General features: G+C 59.5%; 14 protein-coding genes. 5 read left to right on the top strand and 9 right to left on the bottom strand.

Annotated elements, in window-relative coordinates; all coding sequences use genetic code 11:
* Positions 1–12: 12 nt before the first annotated feature.
* On the bottom strand, positions 13–510 hold the full coding sequence (tadA, locus tag QRN31_RS12320; RefSeq protein ID WP_222588315.1) for a tRNA adenosine(34) deaminase TadA: 498 nt from the start codon (positions 508–510) through the stop codon (positions 13–15).
* Positions 510–1,886, bottom strand: a complete 1,377-nt coding sequence (locus QRN31_RS12315) for a multicopper oxidase family protein (protein WP_285432263.1) — start codon at positions 1,884–1,886, stop codon at positions 510–512. Before QRN31_RS12315 ends, tadA begins: the two co-directional genes overlap by 1 nt.
* Positions 1,887–2,105: 219 nt before the next feature.
* Here QRN31_RS12315 and QRN31_RS12310 point away from each other — a divergent pair, with 219 nt between their 5' ends.
* Positions 2,106–5,084: a membrane-targeted effector domain-containing toxin gene (locus QRN31_RS12310; RefSeq protein ID WP_285432262.1), complete on the top strand. Its 2,979-nt coding sequence runs from the start codon at positions 2,106–2,108 to the stop codon at positions 5,082–5,084.
* Positions 5,085–5,154: 70 nt separating this feature from the next.
* Here QRN31_RS12310 and guaA read toward each other — a convergent pair whose 3' ends face one another.
* The 4 genes from guaA to QRN31_RS12290 form a co-directional block, all read right to left on the bottom strand.
* Positions 5,155–6,732, bottom strand: coding sequence for a glutamine-hydrolyzing GMP synthase (guaA, locus tag QRN31_RS12305; protein ID WP_285432261.1), 1,578 nt, complete (start codon positions 6,730–6,732; stop codon positions 5,155–5,157).
* 99 nt (positions 6,733–6,831) lie between these two features.
* Positions 6,832–8,301: an IMP dehydrogenase gene (gene guaB, locus QRN31_RS12300; protein WP_090180524.1), complete on the bottom strand. Its 1,470-nt coding sequence runs from the start codon at positions 8,299–8,301 to the stop codon at positions 6,832–6,834.
* 117 nt (positions 8,302–8,418) lie between these two features.
* Complete coding sequence (locus QRN31_RS12295) at positions 8,419–8,967, bottom strand: sugar ABC transporter ATPase (RefSeq protein WP_285432260.1); 549 nt, start codon at positions 8,965–8,967, stop codon at positions 8,419–8,421.
* 74 nt (positions 8,968–9,041) lie between these two features.
* Positions 9,042–9,809: a sulfite exporter TauE/SafE family protein gene (locus QRN31_RS12290; RefSeq protein ID WP_285432259.1), complete on the bottom strand. Its 768-nt coding sequence runs from the start codon at positions 9,807–9,809 to the stop codon at positions 9,042–9,044.
* A gap of 100 nt (positions 9,810–9,909) precedes the next feature.
* Here QRN31_RS12290 and QRN31_RS12285 point away from each other — a divergent pair, with 100 nt between their 5' ends.
* The 3 genes from QRN31_RS12285 to QRN31_RS12275 are packed head-to-tail and all read left to right on the top strand — an operon-like array spanning position 9,910 to position 13,089.
* Positions 9,910–10,857: a LysR family transcriptional regulator gene (locus tag QRN31_RS12285; protein ID WP_285432257.1), complete on the top strand. Its 948-nt coding sequence runs from the start codon at positions 9,910–9,912 to the stop codon at positions 10,855–10,857.
* Between the two features lie 27 nt (positions 10,858–10,884).
* A complete protein-coding gene (gene xseA, locus QRN31_RS12280) occupies positions 10,885–12,264 on the top strand; it encodes an exodeoxyribonuclease VII large subunit (RefSeq protein WP_285432256.1) in 1,380 nt (459 codons plus the stop codon).
* A gap of 3 nt (positions 12,265–12,267) precedes the next feature.
* Complete coding sequence (locus tag QRN31_RS12275) at positions 12,268–13,089, top strand: peptidoglycan DD-metalloendopeptidase family protein (RefSeq protein WP_285432255.1); 822 nt, start codon at positions 12,268–12,270, stop codon at positions 13,087–13,089.
* Positions 13,090–13,225: 136 nt separating this feature from the next.
* Here the strand turns inward: QRN31_RS12275 and QRN31_RS12270 are convergent, their stop codons facing one another.
* On the bottom strand, positions 13,226–13,582 hold the full coding sequence (locus tag QRN31_RS12270; RefSeq protein WP_285432252.1) for a hypothetical protein: 357 nt from the start codon (positions 13,580–13,582) through the stop codon (positions 13,226–13,228).
* A 398-nt stretch (positions 13,583–13,980) separates the two neighbouring features.
* On the opposite strand from QRN31_RS12270, the gene leuA reads away from it, so the two are divergent.
* On the top strand, positions 13,981–15,660 hold the full coding sequence (gene leuA, locus QRN31_RS12265; RefSeq protein ID WP_090180500.1) for a 2-isopropylmalate synthase: 1,680 nt from the start codon (positions 13,981–13,983) through the stop codon (positions 15,658–15,660).
* A 179-nt stretch (positions 15,661–15,839) separates the two neighbouring features.
* Here leuA and QRN31_RS12260 read toward each other — a convergent pair whose 3' ends face one another.
* Positions 15,840–16,634 (bottom strand): amidohydrolase, encoded by a 795-nt coding sequence (locus QRN31_RS12260; RefSeq protein WP_285432250.1) that lies wholly within the window; start codon positions 16,632–16,634, stop codon positions 15,840–15,842.
* On the bottom strand, positions 16,622–17,770 hold the full coding sequence (locus QRN31_RS12255) for a pyridoxal phosphate-dependent aminotransferase (protein ID WP_285432249.1): 1,149 nt from the start codon (positions 17,768–17,770) through the stop codon (positions 16,622–16,624). Before QRN31_RS12255 ends, QRN31_RS12260 begins: the two co-directional genes overlap by 13 nt.
* Between the last annotated feature and the right edge of the window lie 9 nt (positions 17,771–17,779).

Genomic DNA, 17,779 nt, shown 5'->3' with positions numbered 1-17,779 from the left:
AGGTGTCGGTGTTCAGTCTGCTGGTTTAGCTCTTCGGGCCTTGAAGAACTCGCTCAACACCGCCCCGCACTCCTCGGCCAACACCCCGCCTTCATACAGCACCCGGTGATTCAAAAAGCCCTGGGTAAAAAACTGCCCCTGACTCTGCACAATCCCGGCTTTCGGTTCCAGGGCGCCATACACCACCCGCGCAATCCGCGAATGCACGATCAGCCCGGCGCACATGCTGCACGGTTCAAGCGTCACGTAGAGCGTGCTGCCCGGCAGGCGATAGTTGCTGGCCGCCAATGCTGCAGCGCGGATCGCGACCATCTCGGCATGGGCACTCGGGTCGTGGCGGCTGATCGGACAATTGAAGCCGCGCCCGATGATTTCACCGTCCTGCACCAGCACCGCGCCGACCGGTACCTCGCCAAGCGTTGCACCTTCAGCCGCAAGAGCCAGGGCTTCGCGCATGAAGTCGCGGTCGCGGCTGCGGTCAATGATTGCGGCGGGACGAATCTGGCGCATCAGGCCACCTCGATTGCGGCCATCAGGCCGGTTTCCATGTGGTCGATCACATGGCAATGGAACATCCACACCCCCGGGTTATCCGCCACCAAGGCCACTTGCGCACGCTCGTTCTTGCCCAGCAAGTAAGTGTCGGTGAAATACGGAATGACCTTGTGCCGGTTCGAGGCGATGACTTTGAAGCTCATGCCATGCAGGTGAATCGGGTGCTGATACTGAGTCATATTCTTCAATTCGAATATGTAGCTCTTGCCCTTCTCGAGCTTGGCAATCGGGCGGTCGGCGCAGGTCTTGTCGGTGATGTCCCAGGCCTTGCCGTTAATCTGCCACAAGCTGGGTGGCTTGCCGTTGTCGACGTTCACCGAGACCGAGCCCACCCATTCGAAATTGAAGTTGAGTTTCTCGGCATTGGCCAGGTCCGGCTCGGCCACCGGATTGGCGGGCAGCGCGGGCGGCCACGCGGTGGGAGCATCGGTGTTCGCCACCGAACGAAACGTGCCCAAGCGAACCGGGCCGTTGCGCAGGGACAACTCCTCACCGGCCGGCGGTGCCTTGATCGCCAGGCAAATCCGCATGCCCGGGCCAAGCCAGTATTCCTTGCCTAACGGGCGCGGTTCGATCGGGTTGCCGTCCAGCGCGTAGATCTGCGCTTCGACGCCGGGAATATTGAGGCGATACGTCAGCGTGTTATCGAGGTTGAGCAAACGCACGCGGGTGATTTGCCCGGCGGGCAAGTCGATCACCGCTTGCGATTCACCGTTGATGGTCGACAGGCGCCCGGCGGTGCCACCACGGGCGGCTTCGCGAGGAACGCTGAAAGCGACGAAAGCGCCCTCTTCATCGACATGCCAACTCTTGAGGCTCAGGGTTTTCTCGTACTTGAAACCGGTGGGCTCGCGCTCTTCGATGATCAGCGGGCCGACCAGGCCGCGACCAAGTTCTTCGCTGCTGTTCACGTGTGGGTGATACCAGTAGCTGCCAGCGTCGGGCACGCGGAATTTGTAGTCGAAGTATTCGCCGGGCAGCACCGGCAATTGCGAAACGTACGGCACACCGTCCATTTCCAGCGGCAGGCGGATGCCATGCCAGTGGATGGTGGTCGCCACCGGCAGGTGGTTGATGAACCGCACCCGCAGCCATTCGCCCTGACGCACGCGCAACTCGGTGCCAGGCGCCGACGGGCCGAACGCCCAGGCTTGCGTCTTGTGCCCGGCGACCAGCTCGACGTCCAGCGGCGCAGCGATCAGCTCATAGTCATGGCCGGCGTCAGCGTCGGCCCTCTTGCCCAACCAATAGCGCGACGCGCCACCGGCCCCCACGCCAACCACCACAAGACCGGCCAGACCACCGAGTATTTGTCGACGGGTAAAGGACATGAACTCAACTACCTCACGTATCAGCGACAGGCCTGCGGGCCTGCAAAAGGCGAATACGATACACCTGCGGATGAGAAACAGTAAGGGCTGCGTGGCGGATGGCCGCAGTGCGTCGCTGCCTTTACACGATTGCGCATCCCGTGTGGGCATATCTATGTAGTGCACTCCTCCTGAGCAAATGGGCGATCCTCACCGTCCCATTTTCTCAAGGAGCGAGAAATGAACTTACCTGAACCAATTGCCCCATCCCTTTTGCCGAATCCCACGGACGAGCAATCCCTGAAAGCACTGGTGCTGCCTTTTACCGAGGCCTGCCCCGACATGCATGCGATGGCCTACGACGTCGCAAAAGGCATACTCGATAAACACGGAATCAAAGGCATCGACCCGGACAAGGTCTGGTGGCACCGTTTCGATAATGTGTCAGTCAGCAGCACCAAGGCTTTTCTGGGCTGGGAGCGTTATCCGAAGCCTTGCGAGTCGCTGACCTTGCCGCAACTGGTGGTCCAGCGATTCCGCCTCAGCGATCAGGAAGACCCTGGCATGCCGGATGGCGACGGCGGCTTCTACAGCGTAGGCCCTCACGCCTCGATTTTTAACGAAACCAACGAAATCAGGATGTACCCAAGGGATGTTCTGAAGGACTTCTGGGCCCTCAATTTCGCTCAGTCCTACCGAGAAAAAATGGAGCGATTCTGGCCACTCCATTCGGACGATTTTCGGACCCTCGCCAAACTCAACTTCCTGGTGCAGGCACTGGACGAACACGACGGCGCCCGACTGAACAACGAAAACCTCAAGACAGTGATCAAAGCCGTGGCCAGCAATGTGAGCTGGCCAGTCAGCCTCGACATGCTGCAAGCGCAGGCACCGACGGTGGACGGATTACGCGTGTGCGCACTGGATATCGGCGGTTATCAGGCGACCGATATCCTGTGCATCACCGATCGCAACGGCGTGAACATTCTTTACACACCCGGTGAAACCCAGACGTTCCACATCTTTACCACCCTGCTCGATTTTCATTGGTGGCTATTACTGCAAAACAACTATGCAGAGAATCGGGCGCGATTCATGAGCCATTTCCCGTTGTCCGCCCAACAGCAGGACGACGGCAAAATCGGTTTGAACGCCACGATCGACCTGCTCTACACCACGTGGGGCGCCTACGACCATCACCTGATCAATCAAAACGCCGAGCCGATCACCGGCGATGTTTTCAGCTGGTTGCGCGACTCGGTGAAGGCGCGCATGTACAGCGATGCGGACCTGTCCCTGCACTCCAACGGACAACTGCGAAAAAAGATGTGGATCGGTTATTTGAACGCGTTCGTCCACCTCTTCAGTTCGATGGCGGGCCTTGGATGGCCCGTGGCGCTGGCTGCCGTTGGCGCCGGCATTGCCGATATGGGTTTGAACATTGACCAGGCAATCAATGGCAGCACTAAGGCTGAGCGTAAGGCGGGGGTCTTGGGTGCCATCTTTAGCGGTATCGAAACCCTGTTCAACCTGCCTTTCCTGCGTGGGGCAACGGAGCTCGCCGAAGTCAGTGAAGCCAGCGAAACCTTCACGCCACAGGACAGCGTCACTGAACCTGTCAATGAACGCCCCACCAGCCCTTCAGGGCTCCCACCCATCGCCCGATTCGCCCCCGGCCCGGCGTATGCCGAGCAGGGTGCGGAGCTGCTGTCATCCTTTGAAACCAATGAAGTGCTGGATGGCTTGTTGCCTGTAAGCGACGAAGGCAAATTCGCTGGCATCTATCAGCCGCCGAACGGCGGCAACTATGTGCTGATCAACGACAGTTACTACCTTGTACGCTACGTCGAGGCACTGAAAACCTGGGTCATCATCGACCCGGCCAACCCCTATTCGTTTTATCGCAGCCTGCCGGTCCGGCTGGATGCAGCGGGAGAATGGCAACCCATCAACCGTCCGGGTCTGTTCGGTGGCGGCAAGTTCGACGGACTATGGCCGTGGGGCCGTGACAGCACCGCACTGCCTGACATCGATAGCCCGCCCAGCGCATACGATATGCCACAGGCCTCGCGCGAGCAGCTCAAAAACCTTGCTCAAGGGGGAGGAAGCAAATACGACCTCAAAGACTACACCGCCAGCCTGCCCAAGCCTGACGGCAGCAATCCCGTTGCCGACTTCAAGGACATGCGCAAAACCCTGTACAGGGACGCCACCGCGTTCTTCGAATCAAACACCTTGCCAGCCAGGCCCGAAATCCCTGCTCTGCCAGGCCGTCTGCCCAATAAAGAAATCATAAAGAAGCTGTTTCGCCAGACATCAGGGCTGGTGGTCGGTGAGAGCCATTCAAGTGTCGCCAGCAAGCAGTTCCTGATTGAAAACATGGAGGTGCTCAGCAAGCAAAAGGTCAAGACGCTCTACATGGAGCACTTGCTGACCGACTTTCATCAGGCCGACCTGGATGTCTTCAACCGAACGGGAACGATGTCGGAAAATCTCGAGAACTACCTGAAAGTTCTGGATCAAGGGCACGGCACCGACCCCAGCGGTCAGTTCACCTTTCTGGAAGTGGTCAAGGCGGCCCGCCGAAACCATATCCGGATACAGGCCATCGATTGCATGGCCAGCTACCGGAGCACGGGAATGACCGGTGTCGAACCTGATTTCCGGCAAAGGATGATGAATTTTTTTGCCCATCAGGTCATCAGCGCCGACCAGGCTGCCCGAGGTACTCATCGCTGGGTCGCACTAATGGGCGACAGTCACGCCAGCACATGGGGCGGCGTGCCCGGTGTCAGCGAACTGGAGGGCGGCATCAGCTTGCGCATAGAAAGCACCGATGCAGGTACGGCGCGAGGTATCGAAGTGGACCCGGGACGCATTCCTACCGATAGCTTCGGCCGGCCGCTGGCCAGCGTCAAAGGTGATCTGCGTCTGCAACTGGATACACCGCCCAGTGTTGTGCTGGCCGAAACACTGGAAAAGAGCCTGCGCAATACGGGTGATTGCATGGTGACGAATATCGATAACACGCCCACGCTCATCCACCGCAGCAGCGACGGCACTATCGCTCGCACAGTGATCCATCGTGATTCCGGTACGTTCTACATTGAGCGGCCAAGTTGGCCGTCCCTCAACGGCCGACGTTTCCCCAACATCACTGACCTCTCGACAGCGTTAAGACTCATCGGCCTGAGACCGATCAGAGTAGCTGGCTCCTGATATAAAAAAAGCCCCGTGAACTCGCGTTCACGGGGCTTTCAGGTGTTACAGACGATCAATCAGACCGGGATCACTCCCACTCGATCGTCGCCGGCGGCTTGCTCGACACGTCGTAAGTGACGCGCGAAATACCTTCGATTTCGTTGATGATCCGGCCGCTGACGGTTTCCAGCAGTTCGTAAGGCAGGTGTGCCCAACGCGCGGTCATGAAGTCGATGGTTTCAACGGCACGCAGGGCAACTACCCAGGCGTAACGACGGCCATCGCCAACCACGCCAACCGATTTCACCGGCTGGAACACCACGAATGCCTGGCTGACCTTGTGGTACCAGTCGGCCTTGCGCAGTTCTTCGATGAAGATGTGGTCGGCACGACGCAGCAGGTCGGCATATTCCTTCTTCACTTCACCGAGGATCCGCACGCCCAGGCCCGGGCCCGGGAACGGGTGACGGTAGACCATGTCGTACGGCAGGCCGAGTTCCAGGCCCAGACGACGGACTTCGTCCTTGAACAGCTCGCGCAGGGGTTCAACCAGCTTGAGGTTCATTTCTTCCGGCAGGCCGCCCACGTTGTGGTGCGACTTGATCACGTGAGCCTTGCCGCTTTTGGCGCCAGCCGACTCGATCACGTCCGGGTAGATAGTGCCTTGAGCGAGGTACTTGATGTTGTCCAGTTTGTTGGACTGGGCATCAAACACGTCGATGAAGGTACGACCGATGATCTTGCGTTTTTTCTCTGGGTCGGACTCGCCGGCCAGGTTGTTCAGGAACTGCTCTTCGGCATTGGCGCGGATCACTTTGACGCCCATGTTCTCAGCGAACATGGCCATCACTTGCTCGCCTTCGTGCAGACGCAGCAGACCGTTGTCGACGAAGACGCAGGTCAGTTGGTCGCCGATGGCTTTGTGCAACAGCGCGGCAACTACCGAGGAGTCAACGCCGCCGGACAAGCCGAGCAGTACGTTGTCGCTGCCGACCTGGGCGCGAATGTTGGCAATGGCGTCTTCAGCAATCTTCGACGGCGTCCACAGGGCTTCACAGCCGCAGATGTCGAGGATGAAGCGCGACAGGATGCGACCGCCCTGCTTGGTGTGGGTCACTTCCGGGTGGAATTGCACGCCGTAGTAGCCGCGAGCATCGTCGAACATGCCGGCAATCGGGCAGCTCGGGGTGCTGGCCAGGATGTGGAATTCCTGCGGCATCTTAGTGACTTTGTCACCGTGGCTCATCCATACGTCGAGGCCGAACAGGCCATCGGCGTCGATGTGGTCTTCGATGCCGTCGAGCAGGCGGCTCTTGCCGACCACGTCGACACGGGCGTAACCGAACTCACGCAGATCGGAGCCTTCAACCTTGCCGCCCAGTTGTTCGGCCATGGTTTGCATGCCGTAGCAGATACCGAAGACCGGCACGCCCAGGTCAAACACCGCTTGCGGGCAACGAGGGCTGTTGGCTTCGTGCACGGACTCGGGGCCGCCGGCGAGAATGACGCCTTTTGGAGCGAATTCGCGAATCGCTTCTTCATCCATGTCGAACGGATGCAGTTCGCAGTACACGCCGATTTCACGCACGCGGCGGGCAATCAGCTGGGTGTACTGGGAACCGAAGTCGAGGATCAGGATGCGGTGAGCGTGAATGTCGAGGGCCATGATTCAGTCTCGTCTAAGTAATTCAGAAACAGTCGTGATTCAGAAACAACTCGGGGCTGAATAAAACAGCCCCGGTTACTTAACTTTTTGCTTGAAGCCTCAACCTACGCGGTAGTTTGGCGCTTCTTTGGTGATTTGCACGTCGTGAACGTGGGACTCGGCCATGCCAGCACCGGTGATCCGCACGAACTCAGGCTTGGTGCGCATTTCTTCGATGTCGGCACTGCCGGTGTAACCCATCGAGGAGCGCAGGCCACCCATCAGTTGATGAATGATGGCGCTCAGGCTGCCCTTGTACGGCACACGGCCTTCGATGCCTTCCGGTACGAGCTTCTCGGCGCCTGCCGAGGAGTCCTGGAAGTAACGGTCGGAAGAACCTTGAGCCTGGGACATGGCGCCCAGCGAACCCATGCCGCGATAAGCCTTGTACGAACGGCCCTGGAACAGTTCGATCTCGCCCGGCGCTTCTTCAGTACCGGCGAACATCGAGCCCATCATCACGCAGGAAGCACCGGCTACGATGGCCTTGGACAGGTCACCGGAGAAGCGGATGCCGCCGTCGGCGATCAACGGCACGCCTGTGCCTTCAAGGGCAGCGGCGACGTTGGCGATGGCACTGATTTGCGGGACGCCGACACCGGCGACGATCCGGGTGGTGCAGATAGAGCCAGGGCCGATACCGACCTTGACTGCATCGGCGCCGGCTTCGGCCAGGGCCTTGGCGGCAGCGCCGGTGGCGATGTTGCCGCCGATGACCTGCACTTCAGGGAAATTCTGTTTGACCCAGCGAACGCGGTCGATCACGCCTTTGGAGTGACCGTGTGCGGTGTCGACCACCACCACGTCAACGCCGGCATTGACCAGGGCCGCGACGCGGTCACCGGTGTCTTTACCGGTGCCGACCGCAGCGCCCACGCGCAGACGACCTTGATCGTCCTTGCTGGCCAGCGGGTAAGCCTTGGCTTTTTCGATGTCGTTGACGGTCATCATGCCTTTGAGGGCGAATTTGTCGTCGACGATCAGGACGCGTTCGATGCGGTGCTTGTGCAACAGCTCGCGGACGTCGTTCTTGTCGGCGCCTTCCTTGACCGTGACCAGACGCTCTTTAGGCGTCATCACTTCACGGACGGTGGCGTCCAGACGGTTTTCGAAGCGCACGTCACGGGAAGTGACGATGCCGACCAGGTCGCCATCGTGCAATACCGGAACACCGGAGATGTTGTGCATGCGGGTCAGTTCGAACAGCTCACGAACCGTGGCATCGGCCTCGATAGTGATCGGGTCCTTGACCACGCCGGCCTCGTAACGCTTGACCTTGCGCACTTCGGCAGCTTGCTGCTCGATGGTCATGTTCTTGTGGATGATACCGATGCCACCTTCCTGAGCCATGGCGATTGCCAGACGGGCTTCAGTAACGGTGTCCATGGCGGCAGAAACCAGAGGAATATTCAGCTCGATGCCACGGGTTAGGCGGGTCTTGAGACTGACTTCGTTAGGAAGCACCTCGGAATAACCAGGCACTAGGAGAATGTCGTCGAATGTCAGAGCTTCTTGGCTGATACGCAGCATCGCGGGGGCTCCCGAGCGGGAAAATGGAAGCGCGCCATTATAGTCAGACACCCCCTCGGGTTCAATGTAAAACTCTGTCTATTATTAGCATTACTGATATACGGGGATTGTCACTTCCTACAACTCGACTTTCACCCAACTGACGGGCAGATCAAGCCAATCGGCAAACTCGTCGATAAAGCTCTGCTTGAACCCGGCCTCGGCCCAGTTGTTAAAGATGAACCCCAGGTTGGAAAAGCCGCATTCCTGCAAGAAAAGAAACCCGTTGATGTCATCTTCATGCCCGCACTCGGGGCAGGTGAAATTATCGGTGCGTCCTGGCATCCAGTCTTCCAGGCTTTCGAACAACGCTTCACCGATTTCCTTGCGACACTCGGGGCAGCCAGCCTCACTCAGGAACCCCTTGGCGGGTGTATAGATGCAGCGTTTGGTGATGATCTCCAGGCCATTGATCGGCTCGCCGAATGGCAACGCTTCGGGGCGCAACACCACATCGCGGGCACCCTCGGCAATGGCGTGGGCCATGCGGTTACCGGTACGACCGCACGTGGTCAGCTCTTCCTTGACGATGTTCTTGCGCACCAGCCAACGCACGACGGCCCGGGCCCGGGGTTCGTGAACCGGCAGCGTGGAGATTTTCGGGACGATGATGCTTTGCGAGTTCATGGTGCAAGCCTGCCAATACTTAATGATCCCCCTGTGGGATTGCGGACGGCAGCTTAATCCCTGACGAAATCCGGTCAAGTACTCAAGTAACGCCCGATCAAGGCGATCCCGCTGGCCAATACCAACCAGGTCACCAGCCGCACGAACGCCTCGCGGGACAACTTCATGGTCAATCGCCGGCCGATCCACAGCCCCACCGCCATCGCTGGCAACAAACACAACGCCAATATCAACAAGGGTAGCTCGGCATACACCCCGGCGATGGCAAACAGGCTCAAACGCACCACCGTGCTGCAACTGATCAGCGCACTTTGGGTGGCCCGGGCCTCGTCCTTGGGTAACCGACTGTTCAAATAGATCGCATACAGAAAACCACCGCTGCCAAACAGTGCCCCGAACATCCCGCCCACCGTGCCCATCGGCACCGCCCAAGCAGCAGACAATTGCGTCGGCCGGGTTTTGACCCACAGGCTGTAAATCGCATAGGCACTGATAAACAGCCCCATCAACAGCAGCAACACATCGGACTTCAGGTTCAGCAGAAAAATCACCCCCAACGTGCAACCCACCGCCATGCACGGCAGCAGTCGCAGCAACTCCGACCGCTCTACATTTCGCCGCGAGGGCAGCAGATTGCCAAACGCGGCGACGAAATCCAGCAGTACCAGCAGCGGCACGATTTTCGACAGAGGCATGAACAGAATCAGAACCGGCCCAGCCACCAGCGCGGTGCCAAAACCGGCGATGCCGAACACGATGTAGGCCAGAGCGATGCCCAGCCCAATCACCAACCAATCCACCGCACCCCACGGCCACTGGTTTAACAACTCCAACACATTCATCGACGCGGCTTCCTTTTATTCCTGTGATGACTTTAGCCAGCACCCGGTGTTGCGACTAATATCTTCAACACCGGCCACTCATCTCAAAAAGGCATACCTCGTGCTTTCAACCCGCCAATTGCGTTACTTCGTGGAAATCGCCGAGAGCGGCAGCTTCAGCGCGGCGGCCGAACGCCTGTTTATTGCTCAATCGGCCTTGAGCCGACAGATCAAGGACATGGAAACCCGCCTGCAAACACCGCTGTTCGAGCGTACCGCGCGCCAGCCACGATTGACGGCGGCGGGTGAAGCCTTTTTGCCTCGCGCCAGAAATCTGCTGAACGAACTGACCAAGGCCAGCGAAATGGCCACCCAGGTGGGAACCGGTCAACGGGGCATTTTGCGCTTGAGTCACTCAAGCACCGTGACGATGAGCGGCCGACTGCTGCGCGGCATCAGCGTTTATCTGGATCAGCACGCCGGCGTGTCCATGGAAATCGCCAAGCTGTCTTCCGAAGCGCAACTGGAAGACCTGGCCGAAGGTCGCCTTGATGTGGGTGTGTTACGCCTGCCGGTGCTGCGTCAGCGTGAGGGGGTGCACATTGTTCCGCTGTACAGCGAACGTCTGTTGCTGGCGGTGCCGCCGAATCATCGGCTGGCTGTGGATAAGTCCGCAGGCGGCATCGATCTGGCACAGTTGAAAGACGAAGCGTTCATTTCCATCCCTCATCCACAGCGCGGCGGCCTGAGCTATCTATCCGCCGAGTTGTGCATGCGCCAAGGCTTCTTTCCCCAGGCGGCTCGGGTGGTGTCGCGTAAAACCACGCAGCTGCAATTGATCCAGGCCGGGTTCGGCATCGCGCTATTGCCGGAATCGATGCAGGACATTGCGCCGCCGGATATCCACTTTCTCCCCTTGGCCGATCCGGATTGCCACAGCACCGTCGCCCTCGCCTGCCGGCAAGATCCCACCGCGCTGGTTCAACACTTCATCAACACCTTCACGGATCATTGTGGGAGCGAGCCTGATCGCTCCCACAGGGGATTTTCGCCGGATCATGGAGATTGAGCGCCGAATGCCTTTAAACTGCGCCCCATGATTAAAGATCCCTTTGCAAGACTCGGCCTGGACCGTGAAGTCCTGACTGTCAGCCAGCTCAACGGCCGCGCGCGGGTGTTGCTCGAAGACGTGTTCAGCAATATCTGGGTCGAAGGCGAGATCTCCAACCTCGCCCGCCCGGCATCCGGCCACGTGTACTTCACCCTCAAGGACAGCGGCGCCCAGGTGCGTTGTGCGTTGTTTCGGCAGAATGCGGCGCGGGTTCGCCAGGCGTTGAAAGATGGCCTGGCGGTGAAAGTGCGCGGCAAGGTTTCGCTGTTCGAAGGTCGCGGCGATTATCAGCTGATCCTCGACACGGTGGAACCGGCGGGTGACGGCGCCCTGCGCCTGGCTTTCGATGCCTTGAAGGAAAAGCTCAGTGCCGAAGGCCTGTTCAGCGCCGAACGGAAGGTGCCGCTGCCGGCGCATCCGCAGCGCATCGGCATCATCAGTTCGCCGACAGGCGCAGTGATTCGCGACATCATCAGCGTATTCCGCCGCCGCGCGCCGCAGGTTCAACTGACGCTGATCCCCACCGCCGTGCAAGGCCGCGAAGCCACCGCGCAGATTGTCCGTGCGTTGAAACTGGCGGACGCCCGGGGTTTTGATGCGTTGATCCTGGCCCGGGGCGGCGGTTCGCTGGAAGACCTCTGGTGTTTCAACGAAGAAGCCGTGGCCCGCGCCGTGGATGCCTGCGTGACGCCGATTGTCAGCGCCGTCGGCCATGAAACCGACGTGTCGATCAGTGACTTCGTCGCCGACGTTCGCGCTCCCACGCCATCGGCCGCCGCCGAACTGCTCGCCCCGGACTCCAGCGACCTGGTGCGTCGGGTCGAAAGCCTGCATCGTCGCCTGGTGATGCGCATCCGTGACCGCCTGATGCGCGATCGGCTGCGCCTGGAAGGCATATCCCGCCGCCTGCGTCATCCCGGCGAACGCCTGCGCCAGCAAGCACAACGTCTGGATGATCTGGACATGCGCCTGCGACGAGCCTTCGAGCGCAGCCTCAATACCCGTCGCGAACGACTGATCCGTCTGGAAACCCGCCTCGCCGGGCAACACCCGGGGCGGCAACTGGCGCTGCTGCGCCAGCGCCTCGACAACTTTGCCGAACGCCTGCCCCGAGCCATGCGCGAAGGCCTCAAGTCCCGTCGCCTGCAACTGCAAAGCCAGGTGCAGACGCTGCAAGTGGTCAGCCCGCTGGCGACGCTCGCTCGTGGTTACAGCATCTTGCTGGATGAGCGCGGCAATGCGATCCGCAGCGCCGGGCAAACCCATACCGGTCAACGCTTGAAAGCCAAGCTCGGTGACGGCGAGTTGCAAGTGCGGGTCGAAGACAACCACCTGACGCCTGTCACCCTTTCTTTACTGGATTAATCGATGCCGCGTTTTTTCGCTTCACTGCTGTTGCTGTGCCTGACCTTCAACGCTCACGCCGACAGTTACATCACCCGCCTGCTGAACAAGCCGGTCCCGGGCGGCGTGGCCGTGGTGGATCTGGGCGCTGCGGCGCAGGCACCGAAAGCCAGCTATCAAGGCAAACCGGTGCTGGTGGTCAAGGAACAGAATAATTGGCTGGCAATTGTCGGCGTGCCGTTGACGGTCAAACCGGGCACGCAACAGGTCAGCAGTGGCGGGCGTAATCTGAGTTTCACGGTCGGCAACAAGAAATACCCGGAACAGCACATCACCCTGAAAAATACGCAACAGGTCAATCCGAACCCGGAGAATCTCAAGCGCATCGAGGGCGAACTGGCCGAACAAATCCAGGCCTACCGCAGCTTCAGCCCCAACACCCCAAGCAACCTGCTGCTGGACAAACCGGTCAACGGGCCGCTGTCGAGCAAGTTCGGGGTACGCCGGTTCTTCAACGGCGAGGAGCGCAATCCGCATGCTGGCCTGGACTTCGCGGTGCCCGCGGGCACTCCGATCAAGACTCCGGCGGCGGGCAAGGTGATTCTGATCGGCAACTACTTCTTTAATGGCAACACGGTGTTTGTCGACCACGGGCAGGGCTTTATCAGCATGTTTTGCCACATGTCGAAGATTGATGTGAAGGTCGGCCAGTTACTGGCACGTGGCGATGTGGTCGGCAAAGTCGGCTCCACCGGGCGCGCGACCGGGCCGCACATGCACTGGAATGTCAGCCTGAATGATGCTCGGGTGGATCCGGCGATTTTTATCGGGGCGTTTCAACCATAAACTATTGTTGAGGCTGATGGCCTTATCGCGGGCAAGCCCGCTCCCACATTAGCTTTTCGGCGTTCACAGAATATGTGTTCACGCCGATCAAATGTGGGAGCGGGCTTGCTCGCGAAAGCGGTCTCATTGGCACCACTTACTCAGCATCCAGATCCTCAATCCCATGGACTTCCCGGTGCGCCAGACACTCTTTGATCCAGTCCTGGGTTTCCTGCGAGAAGCCCGCCAGCTCTTCGGCCGTGATCAACTCACGCGAACACAGCCCCAGCAAGTGACCGGGCGCCTCATTGCGGGAATGCCTGAAAGCGTCAAACGCCCAATACAGCTCCTTCTGACCGGCTTTGAGCCTTTCTTCACTGGCTTCAATACGCTCGTAGGGCGTCAGGCTTTTATCCAGCACCGTGCGCTCGACCTCATCCATGATCCGGATGCACATCCGCTCATGGGCCCATGGACGCAACGCGCTATAGAGCTTCCAATCCGACTCGTTCATGGCTGACTCCTGCGTACAAGTCGTCCTGTTGTGGCTTTAAGAATAGCTGTACTGACACGTCCCATCCGCTGAAGTCTGCGATTGCGCATCGATCAAACCTCGCGCAACCATCCAGACGATCATCGTCTTTCAGAACAATAAAATCGCGACAAATCCGCTTTTTCGGGTATTCCTCTCAATTTTTTTCGACTGCTTGCCATCCTCCACAACGGCGGTTAGGGTTGAAGACATGAAAACCTCTCACACCCTCATTCAGCTTCGCCAGCACCGCAGCCTGTGCCTCGTCAGTGCACGACTGCCGGGCTGAATTTGCGGTGCCTCGTCCTACGCTTTTCCCCAAGAACATTTGATCCACCGGCAGGCCGCCTTTTTTCGGCCCACACAATAAGGATTTCCCGATGAGCATGCTCAAAGACCCGTCTTCGAAATACCGCGCGTTCCCGACCATCGACATCCCTGACCGTACCTGGCCATCGAAGACCATCACCGCCGCGCCGATCTGGTGCAGTTCCGACCTTCGTGACGGCAACCAGTCGTTGATCGAACCCATGGACGCGGTCAAGAAGCTGCGTTTCTGGAAAACCCTGGTGCAGGTCGGCGTGAAAGAAATCGAAGCCTCCTTCCCGGCCGCTTCGCAAACCGACTTCGACTTCGTACGCACCCTGATCGAAGGCAATCACATCCCGGACGACACCACCATTCAGGTGCTGACCCAAGGCCGTGAAGACTTGATCGAGCGCACCTTCGAATCCCTGCGCGGGGCGAAGAAAGCCATCGTTCACCTGTACAACGCGACCTCCCCTTCCTTCCGCCGCATTGTCTTCAACCAGGACAAGGACGGGATCAAGGCCATCGCCGTGAACGCGGCCAAGCTGTTCGTCAAATACGCAGCCCAGCAGCCGGACACCCAGTGGACTTTCGAGTACTCGCCGGAAACCTTCAGCGCGACCGAGCTCGAGTTCGCCAAGGAAGTCTGTGACGCCGTGATCGAAGTCTGGAACCCGACGCCTGAGCACAAGGTGATCCTCAACCTGCCAGCCACCGTGGAATGCGCGACCCCGAACATCTATGCCGACCAGATCGAATGGTTCGGCCGTCACATCAACCGTCGTGACAGCGTGATCATCAGCCTGCACACCCACAACGACCGTGGTACTGGCGTTGCCGCCACCGAGCTGGGCCTGATGGCCGGCGCCGATCGCGTTGAAGGCTGCCTCTTCGGTAACGGCGAGCGTACCGGTAACGTCGACCTCGTGACCGTGGCGTTGAACCTCTACACCCAGGGCATTCACCCTGAGCTGGACTTCTCCGACATCGACGGCGTGCGCAAAGTCGTCGAAGAATGCAACCAGATCCAGGTGCACCCACGTCACCCTTACGTTGGCGACCTGGTTCACACCGCGTTCTCCGGCTCCCACCAGGATGCCATCCGCAAGGGCTTCGCCCAGCAGAAACCGGACGCGCTGTGGGAAGTGCCGTACTTGCCGATCGACCCTGCCGACATCGGCCGCAGCTACGAGGCGGTGATCCGCGTCAACAGCCAGTCGGGCAAAGGCGGGATCGCTTACCTGCTGGAACAGGAATACGGCATCAGCTTGCCGCGCCGCATGCAGATCGAGTTCAGCCAGGTCGTGCAGCGTGAAACCGATCGCCTCGGCCTGGAAATGACTGCCCAGCAGATCCACGCGTTGCTGCACAGCGAATACTTGCAGGCCAACACTCCGTACGCGCTGGTCAGCCATCGCCTGCAGGAAGAAAACGGTCACAGCGCCGTCGAAGTGGAAGTCTCGGGCAAAGGCCAGGGCGAAACCAACCTGCACTGGCGCGGCAAGGGCAACGGCGCCCTGGAAGCGTTGGTGGCCGGTCTGCCGATTCCGGTTGAGATCATGGACTACAACGAACACGCGATCGGCGCGGGCACCAATGCCAAGGCTGCGGCCTACATTGAACTGCGCGTGAACGGTGAACGTGCGGTGCACGGCGTCGGTATCGACGAAAACATCACCACCGCCAGCTTCAAGGCCCTGTTCAGCGCGTTGAACCGCTCCCTGAGCCAGCCGGAAGCGAAAGCGGCGTAAGCCTTCGCTGCAAACAAAAAGGCCCCGAGGTGCGAACCTCGGGGCCTTTTTGTTTGCCTGATCGTTCCCACGCTCCGCGTGGGAATGCAGCACGGGACGCTCCGCGTCCCATTAGAAGCCGAACGCAGAGCGTCCGTAGAGGCATTCCCACGCAGAGCGTGGGAACGATCTGTTAACGATCAGTTGGTGAATTCGAAGGTATCGGCATCCAGATTCGCTGGAAAGCGGGTGCGGTAGGCCTGCAGATCCGCGGCATTCAGCACCACCTGAAACACCCCGTCCGCCTCGCCTGCGCTGAGCAATGTCTCGCCCTGGAAATCCAGCACCTGACTGTCGCCGGTATAGGCAAACCCTTTACCGTCAGTCCCGATGCGATTCACCGCCGCCACATAGCAGAGGTTTTCAATCGCCCGCGCCGGCAGCAAACGGTTCCAGTGTTGGCGCCGGGCACCCGGCCAGTTGGCGGTGTACAGCAACAGGTCGGTGTCCTGTGCATCGCGGCTCCAGACCGGGAAGCGCAGGTCGTAGCAAATCAGCGGCCGCACACGCCAGCCCTTGAGTTCGAACTGCACCTGACGCTCACCCGGCGTGTAGTGGTTGTGCTCGCCGGCCATGCGGAACAGGTGGCGCTTGTCGTAATGCCACACCTCCCCGTCCGGTCGCGCCCAGAGCAGACGATTGCGATGGCTGCCGTCAGCGGCCTGGACGATGATGCTGCCGGTAATCACCGCATCGAGCTTCGCAGCCTGAACCCGCAACCATTTGCTGGTAGGACCGTTTTCCGGCTCGCAGAGGGTTTGCGACTCCATGGAAAAACCGGTGGTGAACATCTCCGGCAGGATAATCAGGTCAGCGCCGCGAGCCTGTTCAATCAATTGCTCGAAATGCTCCAGGTTGGCCTGGCGGTCATGCCAGGCCAGGGTGGTCTGGATCAGCGCGATATTCAGATTGGGCAGAGCACTCAAATCACGCATAGTTTTGCCGCTGCTTCACGCAGGGTCTCCTCGCGTTTGGCGAAGCACAGTCGCACCAGGCGCTGACCTTCGGGCGGGGTCTGGTAGAACACCGAAATCGGGATGCTCGCCACACCATGTTCGCGGGTCATCCACAACGCCATTTCGACGTCATTGAGGTCCGGGCGGATCTGCGAATAATCAACCAGCTGAAAATAGGTGCCGGTCACCCGCTTAAAGCTGAATCGCGACGGCGTCAGCAGATCGCAGAACAAATCACGTTTGGCCTGGTAGAAACCAGGGAGCTCCTCGACGTGTTCCGGGTGCTCGGCCATGAAGTCGGCCAAGGCATATTGCAACGGCGTCACGCCGCAGAAACTGACGTACTGGTGCACTTTGCGCAGTTCTGCAGTCAGGGCCGGCGGTGCAACCACGTAACCGGTTTTCCAGCCCGTCACGTGATAGGTCTTGCCGAAGGAACTGACCACGAACGCTCGTTGATACAGCTCTTCGTGATTCAGCACGCTGACGTGAGGCACGCCGTCGAAGACCAGGTGTTCGTAGACTTCGTCGCTGACGATGTAGATGTCGCGGTCTCGAATCAAGGTCGCCAGCTGATCCAGTTCCGCACGGCTGATCAGTGCGCCACTTGGGTTATGCGGAGCGTTGAGAACGATCATCTTCGTGCGGGGCGTAATCGCCGCCGCGAGCTTTTCAAAGTCGATGGCAAAATCATTCAGGCCCAGTTGCACATGCACGCAACGGCCACCGGCCAGCTCCACCGACGGTTCATAGCTGTCGTAGCACGGATCAAAAACGATCACTTCGTCGCCGCTGTGGATAACTGCCTGTATGGCACAGAAGATCGCCTGGGTGGCGCCGGGCGTGACCGTCACTTCATGGTCGGCATCCACGTTGACGCCGTAGCTGCGAGCAATCTTGGCCGAGATTTGCTGACGCAACGCCGGCAGGCCGGTCATCGGCGAGTATTGGTTATGGCCATTGGCAACATGCCGACCGACCGCATCGCACAGGGCTTGCGGCGCATCGAAATCGGGAAAACCCTGGGACAGGTTGATCGCCCCGGTTTGCGCCGCGAGCTGAGACATCTGAGTGAAGATAGTGATGCCGACATTCGGCAGCTTACTGGTGATCATCGGTGATTC

Origin of the sequence: Pseudomonas sp. fls2-241-R2A-110 (assembly GCF_030209165.1) — a bacterium.
Classification (GTDB): Bacteria; Pseudomonadota; Gammaproteobacteria; order Pseudomonadales; family Pseudomonadaceae; genus Aquipseudomonas.
Note: the sequence above shows the minus strand (reverse complement) of the source record. Positions and strands in the feature narration are given on the sequence as shown.

Bases quoted from the DNA above. Each gene is read 5' to 3' on its own strand.
- tadA (WP_222588315.1), bottom strand. From the start codon at position 510: ATGCGCCAGATTCGTCCCGCCGCAATCATTGACCGCAGCCGCGACCGC.
- QRN31_RS12315 (WP_285432263.1), bottom strand. From the start codon at position 1,886: ATGTCCTTTACCCGTCGACAAATACTCGGTGGTCTGGCCGGTCTTGTG.
- QRN31_RS12310 (WP_285432262.1), top strand. From the start codon at position 2,106: ATGAACTTACCTGAACCAATTGCCCCATCCCTTTTGCCGAATCCCACG.
- guaA (WP_285432261.1), bottom strand. From the start codon at position 6,732: ATGGCCCTCGACATTCACGCTCACCGCATCCTGATCCTCGACTTCGGT.
- guaB (WP_090180524.1), bottom strand. From the start codon at position 8,301: ATGCTGCGTATCAGCCAAGAAGCTCTGACATTCGACGACATTCTCCTA.
- QRN31_RS12295 (WP_285432260.1), bottom strand. From the start codon at position 8,967: ATGAACTCGCAAAGCATCATCGTCCCGAAAATCTCCACGCTGCCGGTT.
- QRN31_RS12290 (WP_285432259.1), bottom strand. From the start codon at position 9,809: ATGAATGTGTTGGAGTTGTTAAACCAGTGGCCGTGGGGTGCGGTGGAT.
- xseA (WP_285432256.1), top strand. From the start codon at position 10,885: ATGATTAAAGATCCCTTTGCAAGACTCGGCCTGGACCGTGAAGTCCTG.
- QRN31_RS12275 (WP_285432255.1), top strand. From the start codon at position 12,268: ATGCCGCGTTTTTTCGCTTCACTGCTGTTGCTGTGCCTGACCTTCAAC.
- QRN31_RS12270 (WP_285432252.1), bottom strand. From the start codon at position 13,582: ATGAACGAGTCGGATTGGAAGCTCTATAGCGCGTTGCGTCCATGGGCC.
- leuA (WP_090180500.1), top strand. From the start codon at position 13,981: ATGAGCATGCTCAAAGACCCGTCTTCGAAATACCGCGCGTTCCCGACC.
- QRN31_RS12260 (WP_285432250.1), bottom strand. From the start codon at position 16,634: ATGCGTGATTTGAGTGCTCTGCCCAATCTGAATATCGCGCTGATCCAG.
- QRN31_RS12255 (WP_285432249.1), bottom strand. From the start codon at position 17,770: ATGATCACCAGTAAGCTGCCGAATGTCGGCATCACTATCTTCACTCAG.